14 protein-coding genes and 1 pseudogene are annotated in these 12,145 nt (G+C 70.8%); 6 read left to right on the forward strand and 9 right to left on the reverse strand.

Going from position 1 to position 12,145, the window contains the following annotated elements; translation table 11 throughout:
* The 3 genes from ACY45C_RS14165 to ACY45C_RS14175 all read right to left on the reverse strand — a co-directional run.
* Nucleotides 1-738, reverse strand: a 738-nt coding sequence (locus ACY45C_RS14165; RefSeq protein WP_462188074.1) for a transposase, incomplete at its 3' end; no start/stop codon positions are given.
* A gap of 104 nt (nt 739-842) precedes the next feature.
* Entirely contained in the window at nt 843-1,268 is a 426-nt protein-coding gene (locus tag ACY45C_RS14170; protein WP_462188075.1) for a transposase domain-containing protein, read from the reverse strand.
* Nucleotides 1,269-1,371: 103 nt separating this feature from the next.
* Entirely contained in the window at nt 1,372-1,869 is a 498-nt protein-coding gene (locus tag ACY45C_RS14175; protein ID WP_462188076.1) for a flavoprotein, read from the reverse strand.
* Nucleotides 1,870-2,087: 218 nt separating this feature from the next.
* Here ACY45C_RS14175 and ACY45C_RS14180 point away from each other — a divergent pair, with 218 nt between their 5' ends.
* The 6 genes and pseudogenes from ACY45C_RS14180 to ACY45C_RS14205 all read left to right on the forward strand — a co-directional run bounded on the left by ACY45C_RS14180 (nt 2,088) and on the right by ACY45C_RS14205 (nt 5,378).
* Nucleotides 2,088-2,288 (forward strand): hypothetical protein, encoded by a 201-nt coding sequence (locus ACY45C_RS14180; RefSeq protein ID WP_006543091.1) that lies wholly within the window; start codon nt 2,088-2,090, stop codon nt 2,286-2,288.
* 53 nt (nt 2,289-2,341) lie between these two features.
* Nucleotides 2,342-2,635 (forward strand): hypothetical protein, encoded by a 294-nt coding sequence (locus ACY45C_RS14185; RefSeq protein ID WP_462188077.1) that lies wholly within the window; start codon nt 2,342-2,344, stop codon nt 2,633-2,635.
* A 178-nt stretch (nt 2,636-2,813) separates the two neighbouring features.
* The gene (locus tag ACY45C_RS14190; RefSeq protein ID WP_462188078.1) at nt 2,814-3,131 is read left to right on the forward strand and encodes a hypothetical protein; all 318 of its coding nucleotides are present in this window, start codon (nt 2,814-2,816) and stop codon (nt 3,129-3,131) included.
* A gap of 71 nt (nt 3,132-3,202) precedes the next feature.
* Nucleotides 3,203-3,654: pseudogene (locus ACY45C_RS14195) on the forward strand (deaminase).
* Nucleotides 3,655-4,577: 923 nt separating this feature from the next.
* Nucleotides 4,578-4,976 carry a hypothetical protein gene (locus ACY45C_RS14200; RefSeq protein WP_462188079.1) on the forward strand — a complete coding sequence of 133 codons (399 nt, stop codon included), beginning with the start codon at nt 4,578-4,580 and terminating at the stop codon, nt 4,974-4,976.
* Nucleotides 4,977-4,985: 9 nt separating this feature from the next.
* Complete coding sequence (locus ACY45C_RS14205; protein WP_462188086.1) at nt 4,986-5,378, forward strand: transposase; 393 nt, start codon at nt 4,986-4,988, stop codon at nt 5,376-5,378.
* On the opposite strand, the gene ACY45C_RS14210 is transcribed toward ACY45C_RS14205, so the two are convergent.
* The 6 genes from ACY45C_RS14210 to ACY45C_RS14235 all read right to left on the reverse strand — a co-directional run.
* Nucleotides 5,366-8,260, reverse strand: a complete 2,895-nt coding sequence (locus ACY45C_RS14210; protein ID WP_462188080.1) for an AAA family ATPase — start codon at nt 8,258-8,260, stop codon at nt 5,366-5,368. The genes ACY45C_RS14205 and ACY45C_RS14210 overlap by 13 nt on opposite strands.
* An 86-nt stretch (nt 8,261-8,346) precedes the next feature.
* Nucleotides 8,347-8,790: a hypothetical protein gene (locus tag ACY45C_RS14215; RefSeq protein WP_462188081.1), complete on the reverse strand. Its 444-nt coding sequence runs from the start codon at nt 8,788-8,790 to the stop codon at nt 8,347-8,349.
* A gap of 100 nt (nt 8,791-8,890) precedes the next feature.
* Nucleotides 8,891-9,415, reverse strand: a complete 525-nt coding sequence (locus ACY45C_RS14220; protein ID WP_462188082.1) for a hypothetical protein — start codon at nt 9,413-9,415, stop codon at nt 8,891-8,893.
* Between the two features lie 613 nt (nt 9,416-10,028).
* Nucleotides 10,029-11,486 (reverse strand): hypothetical protein, encoded by a 1,458-nt coding sequence (locus ACY45C_RS14225; RefSeq protein WP_462188083.1) that lies wholly within the window; start codon nt 11,484-11,486, stop codon nt 10,029-10,031.
* A gap of 94 nt (nt 11,487-11,580) precedes the next feature.
* Nucleotides 11,581-11,802 (reverse strand): AAA family ATPase, encoded by a 222-nt coding sequence (locus ACY45C_RS14230; protein ID WP_462188084.1) that lies wholly within the window; start codon nt 11,800-11,802, stop codon nt 11,581-11,583.
* Nucleotides 11,803-11,899: 97 nt separating this feature from the next.
* A partial coding sequence (locus ACY45C_RS14235; protein WP_462188085.1) for a hypothetical protein occupies nt 11,900-12,145 on the reverse strand: 246 nt, incomplete at its 5' end.

A 12,145-nucleotide genomic window follows, 5' to 3' on the forward strand; every position in this document is an offset into this window, starting at 1 on the left:
ATGGTGGTCAGGGGGAAAAGTCGGGTCGGTGACGACCCGGTCGCGGATGATCCTTACGGTGCGTTTGAACTTGATCCGGTCGGGGTCGATCCCGGCGGCGGTCGCGGCCTGGCAGGTCAGGGTGGCGATCGCGTGGTGGGTGAGCAGGTAGCCCCAGATCTCCTGGTAGACGGTGTCGGGGTGCTTGGAGCGCAGGACCCTGCCGGGGCCGCGCAGGTAGGTCTTGAGCTGGTCGTTGCCGGTTTCCTGTTCCCATCTGTGGTGATAACCCCCGGCCAGGGCGGTCGCCGTCGCCTCCCGTGGGTCGAGGATGGTGGTGATCAGGGCGATGATCTCGTGTTTCCCGTCGCCTTTCCGGTCGGGGACGTCGTACTCGACGAGGCGGGCGTAGCGGGCCTTCACCGGGTCCAGCGGCGTGCCGGCGCGGGCGGCGGTGAGCAGCGCGTCACGCGCCTTCCCGGTGATCTTCGGGTTGATCAGGACGGTCAGGTAGGAACCGTCGGGTAGCGCCTTCAGCGGGGGCAGGCGCAGGGTGGCCTTGACCCGCCACAGCAGCGCCGCACCGGTGTCCGCGGCCGTGCGCCAGTCCTCCCCCAGGAGGAGAAGTTCCGGTCGGCGAGCAGCAGCCAGTCGGACTCCAGCCGTGGGTAGAGGCTTCGGGCGAGGGCCTGCTCGCTGGCGGCCTTCGTTCCGCCAGCCGGGCCGAGTTCGGCGAGGACCACCGCGTGCGAGGCGCACTCGGACACGGTCACCGCGCGGACCTTCGGCAGCGCCCCCGGCGCGTCGTCACGGCCTGCTGGCAGGCCGAACGCGGCGATGTTCTCCTTGGACGCGGGCGCGTCCTACTCCAGCCCATCGATGCTCATCAGCCGCCACGCCCCGAGGAACGCCCCGAGGGTGTCCAGGTCCGCGACCGGCGCCGCGACCTGGCAGAACAGTTCCGCCAGCGGCGCCGGGCCGAGCCGCTGGCGGGCCCTGGTCAGCCCGCCCGTCGTCGGTTCCCACTTCGGCGAGGTGACGTCGAAGTCGTCGAGCGTCCCGGCCAGCCGGCGTGCGACCGCCTCGTAGTCGTCGTCCGCGAACAGCGCCAACGCCATCACGAAGTAGGCCACCACGTGCGGCGGGATCGTCGCGTCGCTGCGCCTGGCGCCCTTTCCGGTCGCTTCGATCGCCTCGTCGACCGCGTCACGCGGCACGAACGACGTCAGGACCCCCAGCGAGACCCAGTCCGTCAGCCGGCCGGCCGCCACCGCCCCAGTGTCCGCCACACCCCTGATCATGCTGCTAACCAGGCAGAACTACCGGAACCGACACCCCGGCGCCAGCCAAGATCCAAATAGCGTCAGTGGCATTGGGACTGGTCCAGGACGGTCAGCTCCCCGCGGTCCTATAGTCCGCTTCGTCGAGTGCGAGTCCCCACGGAAACGTGTCCAAGTGCTGGCCGCCGGTGTGGGGCTCGTGCGGCTGCCAGGCCCCCGGTCCCATGAGGATGTGGGCTCCGGCCTTCCTCAGCTCAGTGACGCTGCGCTGGAAGGCGAAGTGCGCGGCCAGAGCCGAGTTGACGAACGGCAGGACGATGACCGGGATACCCAATCCGAATACCTCGGCCAGGACACCAAGGGCGTAGTTGTCGCTGGTACCGGCAGCCCATTTGTTGATCGTATTGTAGGTCGCCGGGGCGACGATGATCGTGTCTGCCTGGGGGAACGAGTTCGATCGTGGCTCGCCTGGCTGGCGGTAGACGCTCTTCACAGGATGACCGGTCTGTTCTTCAAGTGCTGGTATGTTGATGAACGCCACGGCCGCCGGTGTGGTGATCAGGCAGACGTCCCATCCTCGGGTTTGAATGAGGGGCCACGAGACGGTCAACGTGGGGCGCGACTCCTGCCGCGCAGCGGGCACCACTCCGATGGCTGATGTGAACGGATGCTGCCGCGCCCAGCCTTCGCGTGCCAACAGCCGCAGGCACATCGGCCGTGTCAGCTTGGGTCCGTCAGCCCTGAGGCTCGCCCAGGCTGCCGCCGCAAGCCATCAGGGACGAAGCTAAGGTTGGGTCGACACGATGCGCACCGATGCGGAGGCTGGCCATGGACGCGACGGCGCAGCCCTACCCTGAGCCCCACGAGTGGGTTGATGAACCCGACCCCGACACCAAGCGCGCGATCGACGAGGCCCACGAGGATGTCGAGGCGGGTCGCACCGTCTTCTGCCTGTCCGACGCTGCGTTCGATGCCCTTCTGGACGAGCTGGACCAGTTGGCCGTCGAGGAACACCCGAAGGCAAGCTGATGAGCCGCGTACCTCCCGTGAGCTCGGAATGATCGACGCACTATCGTGACGGCGTGCCCGCGTACGAGCAGGTGGCCCGCTTCGTGGCGGAGTACGCGCGGCTGACTCCCGAGCAGCGGCGAGCGTTCCGCCGCGCGGTCGTGCTGTTCCGCGAGGGCTTGGAGCCGGGCCAGTTCCACCCGAGCCTCGGGGTGAAGGGCTTCCGCTCGGAGCCGGGCGTGTTCGAGCTGCGCTGGGCGAAGGACGGCCGGGCGCTGTGGGAGTACGGGGACCCCGTCCCAGGCCGGGACGGCTCTCATGTGCGCTGGTTGCGGATTGGGACTCACGACATCTACAAAAGCCGATAGCCGCCACCGTCCCCGATCGATGGGATATGACCGAAAGACAGTCTGAACCGTCCCCTCTTGGGCGGTGTAGGTCTGCGCTCGCCCCCCTGCTACAGCCGGGGGGCTTTTCATTGGATGCCGCCCCGTCACCGGCCCCAGCCCCGGCCGGTGGGGAGATGGCCCCCGCCTCCTCTACGCCTTGTTGGCCGCCCTCGGTGACTATCCGGCCGCAGCCACCGGATTCCGGACCGCGATCGACGGTCTCCCCTCCGCGTTCCACCGCGACCGCGGTGTCTACCTCGCCCGCGAAGCCCTCGCGCACGCAGGAGCACGCGAACCCGAGCAAGCCGCGATACTCGGTCTCGACGCACTCACGGTCGGCGCCAGCACGCACTCCGGACGCATCATGACCAGTCTGCGGTCACTGCGTGACGCCGTCGCCGGATGGCAGACTGTCCCCCAGGTACGCGAGTTCCGCCAGGGGATGGACCAGGTCCCCACGGCCATCACCGTCTGACTACCATCCCGCCACCGGCCATCCGGTCCGCCTCCACCAGGGACTGGCCCCAGGGAAGGACGAGTTGCTCCATGCCCCAGCTCGACGACCACCGTTGGATGACCCGGGCCATCGAACTCGCCCACCGCTGCCCGCCCGCCACCGGCGCTTACTCGGTCGGCGCTGTCATCGTCGACGAGAACAACGAGGAGATCGCCTTCGGCTTCTCCGTGAGGTCGACGACGCGGTGCACGCTGAGGAATCCGCCCTCGTGAAGATCGCCCCCGACGACCCGCGGCTCGCCACCGCGACGATCTACAGCACCCTCGAACCCTGCTCGCAGCGTAAGTCCCGGCCACGCACCTGCACCCAGCTCATCCTGGAAGCAAAAATCCCACGGGTGGTCATCGCCTGGCGCGAACCCAGCCTCTTCGTCGCTGACTGCCAAGGCTACGAACTCCTCACCCAAGCCGGCGTCACTGTCGCGGAACTGCCTGAGCTTGCCGAGAAGGCCCGAGCCATGAACGCCCACCTGTCGGTCTGAATCAAATTCATCGCCTTGCGTCTCGGAAATATAAGAAAAAAGAAACGCACGCCCTGTGGGGGGCGGTATCATGTTGAGTTTGTCTACTGTAGTCAGTAAGCCATGTAAGTCGGCATGGTCAACATCTCCAGCGGCCAGCTACTTGGATCAGGCTACCAGCGACGCGACAAAGGTTACGCATGGCCAGAAATCGCTGCGGACGAATCTTGGGGCGGTTCATACTTCCACGCCCTAGGGGACGTAATGAAGTAACAAATACGTGATCGAGAGCATCATCGCAGGTCACAGGCCTGTGGAGGGTTCGAAACGCGCAAGTTATTTCATTTCGACTCCCTAGGTGCGGAATCTGCTTCGCTAATCCCAAGCGGGTGCCGAGGCATACGTCATCAAACCGGCTCTGCACACTACGCCTGAAGCCGTGTTCGACGCCTGACGCTTCGCAACTTCAGGGCTGTAGCGGAGTGCGATGGCGATGGTGTCCGGAAACGGCGACGCACCCACTCCCGGCAAGATCATGATTGTCGAGGAAATGATCGCCGGGGAAACGGGTGTGTCGTGGTCGGGGGTACGTCGTTGGATGTGGATATCGCGTGGATGGTCGGGCTGCCGGGTGGTGCACGTCGAGCGGCGGGAGTCGGGCTGGGTGCAGCTGTACCTGTCGTCGTTGGATGGGATGGCGGTGTGTTACCCGGGCGGTGAGGCCAGGTCGGGGCCGCTGCGTGAGCGTGTCGAGCAGCGGCTGGCGCACCTGGTGATCCGGACGATGGCAGTGGTCTGGGACAAGCGGAGGCTGTACTGCGACAACGACGCGTGCGGGCAGCGGACCTTCGCCGAGACCGGGCCGATGGCCGTACGGGGGGCGCGGGTCTCGGTGTCGGGCCGGGAGACGAGGGGCCATCTCGTCGGGGGACTGGCTGGTCCCGGTGCGCCGGGTCGCCGACGCGCTCGGCTCCAGCTGGCACACGGCCCAGGATGCGCTGGACCGGTTGGCCGAGCTGGCCGGGATCACGGTCACTCTCCCTACCGACACCGCGGGGGCATCAATGCCACGAGCGCCGTGGGCGGCGTGGGGGTGGGGTGCGCGCCGGTCGCGGCGGTCGGTGTCCGAGCCGCGGTCCAGGGTGGGTGTGCTCGGGATCGACTATCGCCGCGGCCGGCCCCGCTATCACCAGGACCCGGTCAGTGGCTGCTGGGTGGCGGACGCGGACCGGTGCGCGACCGGGCTGTTCGACGCGACCGGCGGGCATTGCCTGCTCGGGGTCGTCGAGGGCCGGACCGTTGCGGGCGACGTCGACTGGCTGGCCGCCCAGCCCGAGCAGTGACGCGCCGGGATCTGGGCCGTCACGATCGACATGTCCACGACCTACGCCTATGCCGCCCGCGAGGCGCTGCCCCACGCCCTGCTCGCGATCGACGGTTTCCACGTCAGCCGAGGTGGGACAACGTCTCGGAGAGCAGGATGGTCAGGTGTACCGTACTGGGTATCATCCCTGGTCAGGAGCCGCACGGATCGCCCCCGGTTTGGCTGGCCTGGATCGTCCACTCCGGTGATCTCGCCGGAGTGGAACTGCTCCCAAAGGGTTTATGAGTGTGCTGCGCCCGGATTCTTCGTCCCCTCGGTCTGGCATCAATCGCTTTCACCGCCTGGCTCGGTCGCACCGGCGAACCCGGCTGGCGACATCGCCGGCATGCGGGAGCCGGGGTCACCCGGTCAGCGAAAATGACCGGGTAGATCACCGCGGCCCGCGACGCCGAGTTTGCGATAGATACCGGTCAGGGCCTTCTCCACAGCCGAGGGCGTGACGTGCAGGTGTCGGGCGATGGCGGCGTTCGTCTGGCCGGAGGCCGCGCAGCGGGCTATCTGCAGCTCGCGGTCGGTGAGCGCAGCGACGCCGGAGCCCCGGGGGCGACGCGGGCGTCCGCCGGCCATCGCCAGGCGCTCAGCGGCCTGGTCGGCCAGGGCCTGCGCACCGCAGCTCGCGGCGAGGTCTACGGCCTGGTGGAGCACCTCACGAGCCTCGCGCTTGCGGGCTGCGCGGCGCAGCGCGTCGCCGTACTCGGTAAGGGCGAGGGCGTGCTCGTACCGGGCTGGGGAGGCCTCCAGGCTGCGCACCGACTCGGCCAGCAGGGCCAGCCCGGCCGACCCGCCGGTGACGGTACCGGCAGCGCACAGCGTCTGGCCGATGGCTGAGGCGACGCCGGTGCGCCGCGCCTGCGAGACGGCCTGGTCCGCCAGCTCCCGTGCCCGCGCCGGGTCGGTGTGCCGCCGGGCCTGGGCAAGCAGCCCCAGCCATGGGCACCATGCTGGGTTGACCGCGCCGCGGGCGTCCAACCGCCGGCCCAGATCGGTCAGGACATCGTCGGCCTCGACGGTTCGGCCCTGGGCCAGGCTCAGCTCGGCGCGGACGAGCTGCGGCAGCGGGATTGTCACCGCCTCCGGGAAAGGGCCGCCGTAACTGTGGGCCGCGGTGACCTGCTCCGCTGACTCGATCTTTCCCTGGGCGACCAGCGCCTGCAGCAGGGTGCCCAGCGCGAACCAACGGGCGGGGCTGCGCGGCGCGAGGGAGTCGGCACACCGCAGTGCCCGGCGGGCAGCAGACTCGGCGTCGACGAGCCGCCCGGTGCGGTAGTGGATCTGGCCGTGCAGGGCGTAGCCGAACGCCAGATGGGTACCGTGCCAGCCCTGCTTCTTCAGCTCCGCCAGGCCCGTCGCATGCAGCTCCAGCGCCCGCTCGGGTCGGTCGCAGTACAGGTGACACAGCGCGACCAGGACGGGGATCTCGAACCCCCAGTCCTCGTCCACCCAGCTCATCCCGGTGCCCAGCGCGGCCGCCGCCAGGCCGAGGACAGTATCTGCCGGCTCCCCACGCAACATCGCGTCCCAGGCCCGCAGGCCCAGCAGCGACTGTTCGGTGACCGTCCGCCCGGACATCCCCCGCACCAGACGTGCCAGCCGCCGGGAACGGGCGTGCGCGTCGTCATCGTCCATCCAGAACATTGCCCACAGCATGTGCTCGGCACGCAGCCGTAGCCGGGCCTGGTGGGTCGCCGCCGTGCGGGCCTCGACGTCGAGCAGCCGGACCGCATCGGCCATCCGGTCGTCGTGGGCCAGCGACTTCGCCAGCCGCAGTGCTACGGTCTCCCGCAGCCCCGGCCGCAGACCGGGCTGCGCGAGGGCTGCGGACAGATGAAATATCGCCTGCTGGGGGTCCCGTACCAGGGTGGCCAGGCCGAGACTGTGCAGCACCTCGGCGGCCGCATCCGGCGGGGGCGGCTCACGCCGGGCCCGGTCCAGGAACACGGCTGCTTCGGCGGGCGAGCCCGTGGCCAGGCTGAGCCGGCCGGCCGCAAGCAGAATTCCGGCGGCCCACCCCTCACCCCGCGGGGGCAGCGACAGCAGGTGTGCCGCCGCGTCGAGGCAGCCATGGCCGTGGTCCAGCAGAAGCCGGGCCGCGGCCAGGCGCAGCCGGATGTGGTCCGGGCGGGGAAGCGACCGCAGCACCGCGTCGGCGTACAGCGGATGTGGGAACGTGGGCGGATCGCCGGGACCATCGGGCCGCAGGACGAGCGCGGCCCGTAGCCGGTCGGCCGCCTCCTCGGCCTGCAGCCGGTTCAGGCCCGCCACCCGGGCGGCCAGGTCGAGGGTAGCCCGAGAGCTGAGGATCGCCACCGCCCTGGCCAGCTCCGTCGTCGCCGGGCCGAGCCGGCCGAGCTGTGCCAGCAGGTGGGCGGCCAGCGTCCTCGACGCCAGCGCGGTCAGGGCGGGCAGCCCCGCGCCGGTCGGCGTGACATCCTGTGCCCGAGCCCGGGACAGCACGTCGACGAGGACGAGCGGTATACCTCCGGTCAGCTCGCCGGCCCGCTCGCAGAACGGCTCCTGCGCCCCGTCGCCGAGCGCGTGGCGGACGAGCTCGGCGACACCTCCGGCGCTGAGCGGCCGCAGTCGGTGGCTGGCCGCGGCGGCGACGGCCGAGATGGCGGACGGGAAACGGCGGGGGAGCTCCTCGGGGCGGCAGGCCATGACTATCGCGACCGGCAGCATCTCCACCTGCGACGCGAACGTGGAGATCCAGCCGTAGGAGGAGCGGTCGGCCCAGTGGGCGTCGTCCACCGTCAGCAACAGCGGCCCCCGTAGCCTGCTCAGCCGCACGGCGAGCCTGCTCAGTCCGTCGGCGACGTCCCGCGGGTCCGGGCCGTGCCCACTCTGCCTGCTGGACGCACCGGACGCACCGGGTGGGCCGGAGACGTCACCGCGGACACCGAGGCCGACGGCCCGGGCGAGGATCTCCCCGTGCTCGCCCACCAGCTCCCCCAGCTCGGCCGGTGTGTGCGCCAGCAGCTCACGCTGGAACAACTGGGCGGTGACGAACCAGGGGGAGTCCTGGTAAGAAAGGTCGCCGCGGGCAGCGAGGACGGTGACACCCGCTGAGCGCGCGAGCTCGCGGATCCGCGCCAGCAGAGCCGTCTTTCCCAGGCCGGCCTGGCCCTCCACCAGCAGCACTCCGCCACCGGTCGCGGCGCCACCGAACGCGGGCTGCCCCTGCACCGGGCCGGCGATCCGCCCGATCAGGGTCTCGGCTGCCGATAGCTCCGCGCCGCGTTCCAACAGAGGGGGCGCCTGCGTCGGCCAGCCTGCCCATCCGTCGCCTGCCCACCGGCCGGCCCGCCCATCGCCGGGCTGCTGGGGGATGGTCAGCCCACCGGAAGCAGGACGGCCCGGGTGTAAAGCGCGGGGGCGGCTGCGATCAGTGCTGTGTCGAGATGCAGCACCAGCCGTCCCGGTTCGTGATGCACCCTCAGACCGGCGGCGCCATAGCCTTCCAGCATGATCTCGCCGGTGCCGCGGCCATGGTCGAGCACCCCGTGGGCCCGGCCGTTCGCGACGTGTGAACGGCGGTACCGCAAACCGGCGGGGCTCAGATCCGTCGCGGAGCGGCCATCGGTGATGTACGAGGTGTGCACGCCCGCGAAACGACCGTCGGCAGCTACCTGAATGTCGAGGTGGAAATCCTTCAGGTGGAAGCCCTGGTGCTCGGCCGCCCCCGGGACCAGCCGCTCCGCGGAGCACCAGCGCCCCGCATACCCCCGCCGGCCGACGGATCCCGACCCGGCCCGTCTCCCCCGATTACCGAACACGGACGCATCGTAGGCTGCGGATCACCCGGCCTTACAGTGGAGAAACCCATGCGTCTTCCCAGGCCCCTGCCAGGACGGGACGCTCGGGACGCCACCCCGGTCAGCCGCCGCCCGGAGGATCCAGGTCCAGGTCCGGGCCCGGATCCTCCCTGCTCGGCGGATCGTCAGGGTCCAGCGGGGAAAGAGGATGGGGACCTGGGCCCCGCAGGCCGAGATACAGCCCGGCGAGTTCGGCGCGTGAGGCGACACCGTGCAGCCGGTAGAGGTCGCGGGCCAGGTTCTCGGCATGGCCCCGGGAGATGTAAAGCTCGGCGGAGATCGCGTCGAAGTCGTCGCCGCGGAGAATGCGCCGCAGCAGTTGCAGTTTCAGGCGCGTCATCCCCGTGCGCGAGCCCGCGGCGGCATCCGGGCCGCCGAGGGACGCCAGCAGCCGGTGACAGCGCTCCGCGTAGGTCCGGGCGCCGAGGCTGGTGAAGGTTTCCAGGGCGGACCGGAGATTCTCCTCGGCTTTCGGCCGCCGGCGTAGGCTCCGGTTCACCTCGCCGGCGCGCAGCCGAGCCAGGGCGGCGGGGAAGACCATGTGCAGCCGGTCCGCTTCGGCCGCGGTGTGTTCCAGTAGCTCCATGGCCGCGTGCGGCGAGCAGCGTCCCGCGGGCCCGCGCCGCGGCGGCCAGCGCGCAGGGCGAGGCACGGGCCCGGGCCTGCGCCTCGTAGTGGTCCAGCTCGGCCTCGGCCTCGTCGTGGCGGCGAAGCCGGACCAGTGCTTCGACGTGGAGGTCGCGCCAGTCGAAGACGCCGGGGGCGGTGGCCCCGTCCGGATGGGCGAGTTGGGCCACCCGGGAGCAGGCTGCGACAACCCCGGCCGGGTCGTCGAGGGCTGCGGCGAGGTGCGCGGCGGCCGTGGTGTGGAACGCGCACAGCGATGGAACTTCATGGGCACCGTTTTCCGCCGCGCGGGTGAGCAGCCGGCCCGCCTCGGCCGCCTCCCCCCGGGCGGCCGGGACGAGCGCGGCGGTTGCGTAGACGAAGGCGATGACCCACACGTGCCCGGCAGATTCCGCGAGTGCGACGGCGTCGCGCCCCCCCGGCCGCGGACTCGGCCCACCTCCCAGAACGGAAGGTGGCCTCCGCGTAGTGGGCCAGTCCGATGAACCGCAGATGCACCGATTCGATGTCGGCGTAGCCACCGGGGGCGAGCTGTTCGGCCGCGGTGGCCAGATTCCCCGACTACAGGTGCGTCACCCCGCGGCCGACTCGCAGCGTGGCCAGGGTGTGCGCGGTCGGGGCGAGGGTGCCGCCGGCCGCGTCGAGCTCCGCCAGGGCTGCTGGCCACCGTGCTCGGCCGTGAGTGCGGTGGCCACGAAGACCAGCCCCAGAGCCCGATGGGCGGACGAGGCCGCCGTCTCCGCGAAGGCGCGCCGGCCCCAGAGCTGTGCCTCACGGTAGTGGCCGGCCGGGATGTTCACCTGGGCCAGCCAGGCGGCACTCTGCGCCGCGGTCGCCGCGTCGCCCGTGGAACGCGCCTCAGCCCAGCTGCCCACCAGACCGCGTTCGCCTGCCTCCCGGTCGCCCGACAGCAGGTCCAGATGGGCGCGCACGTAGCGGTATCGGGCTGGTCTTTCCGGGTCGCGGCCCGCACCGTCGCCCAGCGCCGCGGCCGCCTCGTCCTGTTCACCGCCCTGCAGGAACGACATCGCCGCGTCCAGCCGCAGGCCGCGGGCTCGGGCCTGGTCCGGGCTCACCGCGGCGGCGAGCATGAGATGGTCCGCCGAGCGGATGTGCAGACCGGCGGCTGATTCGGTTGCGGCCTGCTGCTCCAGCTCGACCGCGAGCGCGCCGTCCGGGACTAGCGTGGCCGCGGCGCGGTGCTCCAACGCGGTGGCCGGGTCGGTGGATGACCGGGCCACCGCCAGGTGCATCGCTGTCCGCTCGGCGAGGTCGAGGGCGTGGTAGACGGCCGCGCGGATCAGCGCATGCGGCGGGACCACCCGCAGGTGCGGCGGCTGACCGGACGTGGTGACCAGACCGTGGCGCAGGGCGTCCCCGAGAGCACTGGCCGGGTTGGCGACATCGGCGATCACGGCGGCCTGCGCCGGCGCACAGGCCCGACCCAGGACGGTGACCACTGCGGCGAACCGGCGCCCGTCCGGCGGGCAGGCGGCAAGACGACGATGGACCAGTGAGGCCAGCGACTCCGGCGGCGGTGGTGCCCCCACATCCGTCGCCGGGGCGATCGCGTTCCCGCCCTGGTGGGCAAGCAGCATCGCAAGCCACAGGGGATTTCCCCCGGTGGCATCGACGAGGGACTGCAGTCGGCGACGCGGCTGGCGCCCGGCCCCGACCGCGTCGCACAGCTCATCGAGTTCGTCGGCGTCGAAGCCGTCGAGGCGCAGGACGGTCCCGCCCACCTCGGCGTGACGGCGCAGCTCGTCGAGGCCCGGGGAGCTGTGTGGACGCCCGGTCAGCACCAGCAGCAGCGGCAGCCGGCCGGAACGCAGCAGCAGATAGTTGACCAGCCGTAGCGAGGGCTGATCGCACCAGTGGATGTCGTCGAGGTGCAGAACGACCGGCCCGGCGGCGCACAGGTCCGTGACGGCACGGGTCAGCAGGTCGCCGGTCCAGCGGATCCGCTGGTCGTCGAGAGGCCTGGAAGCATCGCCAGCCATGGTGGCCGGGGCGCCCAGCACGTCGAGCAAACGAGCCGAAAGTTCCAGATCGTGCCTACGCCCGCCTTCACCGGCCGCGACGCGGAAGACACGGAACGTGGGCCCGGCCTCTGCCGCGGAGCCATCACCGGAGTTTTCGCCGCGGTCGGCTGCCAGGTCCGTTAGGAACCGGTTCAACTGCCAGGTCCGTTAGGAACCGGTTCAACAACGTGGTCTTCCCGACCCCGGCGCGGCCTTCGACTAGGACACAACGGCACCCGTACGCGGCGACAGCGGCGGCGAACTGTGCCGCGAGTTGGCCGAGCTCAGCTGACCGACCGACGAAAACAGTCGTGTTCGAACTCACTCACCGCACCCCCGCCGCACGGTCCGAGATCCCACCTGTGGATCACAGTACCGGCAGACGGACAGCCAGGGTTGGCCGAGCTGTGCGGCCGCGGTGGTCAGGCGAGACGGGACCGCCAGGTGTGCCTCGCCCGTGCCTGCGCCGGGCCCGCGCGGCGTGGACGTCCTGCCTGCCCGCGTTGAGGAGTCTCCACATAGGTACCCCCGGAGCTTTGCCCCTGGCCGCTCCGGAGGAGAACCGCCCGCCGGTACAGGCGGGGGCTGCCCGGGATGAGCCCCGTGTCGAGCAGAAGGGTCATCTGGCCGGGTGCCGACTCGAAACCGAAGGCGCTGCGCCCGGTATC

The organism is Frankia sp. CcWB2, from assembly GCF_977927585.1.

Coding starts and splice junctions, on each gene's coding strand:
- ACY45C_RS14180 (WP_006543091.1), top strand. CDS start 2,088: ATGGACGCGACGGCGCAGCCCTACCCTGAGCCCCACGAGTGGGTTGAT.
- ACY45C_RS14220 (WP_462188082.1), bottom strand. CDS start 9,415: ATGGAGCTACTGGAACACACCGCGGCCGAAGCGGACCGGCTGCACATG.